This window comes from Enterobacter sp. KBR-315C3_2022 (genome assembly GCF_041399425.1).
GTDB lineage: Bacteria > Pseudomonadota > Gammaproteobacteria > Enterobacterales > Enterobacteriaceae > Enterobacter.
Window position 1 is genome coordinate 1 of the sequence record NZ_JBGKEB010000068.1, and the last position, 679, is coordinate 679.

The following is a 679-nucleotide window of genomic DNA, read 5'->3' on the forward strand; positions in this document are numbered from 1 at the left end:
AGGCCCATATCCTTCATTGAATCACCAATGGCCCGGACAAAGTAGGTCGCGCTGGGGCGGCTGATGCAGTAGGCATTCAGATCGAGTTCATCTTCCGTATAGTCGGCAGCCGGCGAGGGGAATCCGGCAGGGCAGCGTTCGGTGAACAATGGGGCTGTGGACAGTGCCGGTTCAGAAGCTGGAGAAACGAAAACAATCATGGGATACCTCTTAAAATAACTGTTTTTATATACAGTATAATTTAAGAAATTTCCTGTCCTGCAAGGAGAATTTTACCTGTTCCTGCCATGTGGTTGTTCTGCCGGAAAAAAGAGGTGCAGGGTTATCCACAGAAACGGTGCATAACCTTGTGAGCTAACTGTTGTTGCCGTTCTCTATGTGCGCCGTGCCGCTACTGTAGCCGGGCCGCTTCGTATGCAAGGTTCCGCTACGCCGGTATCCTCGCCCGGTCGCAGTTAATTTAAAAGGCTTAACACGCCGTCTTCCCGTCGTTCTCCGGCTCAATTTTCGCCGTCAAACCGTCCAGCCAGCGTTTGCTGTTTCACTGCGCTGCGGCCTGCGGTCCCGCCCCTGCATTCTCCGCTTATCGCCCGGCTGTCGTATCGGCACGGCGCAAAGGGTGCCGCATTCAGCAAAGGAGAAACATCATGTCCCGATTCGTCCTGGGTAATTGCGTTGA

General features: G+C 53.5%; 1 protein-coding gene. It reads right to left on the reverse strand.

Translation table 11 applies throughout. The features are described 5' to 3' along the window. Positions 1-200 (reverse strand): S24 family peptidase (locus AB8804_RS23280; protein ID WP_371190298.1); only part of this gene is annotated, 200 nt, incomplete at its 3' end. Positions 201-679 lie beyond the last annotated feature (479 nt).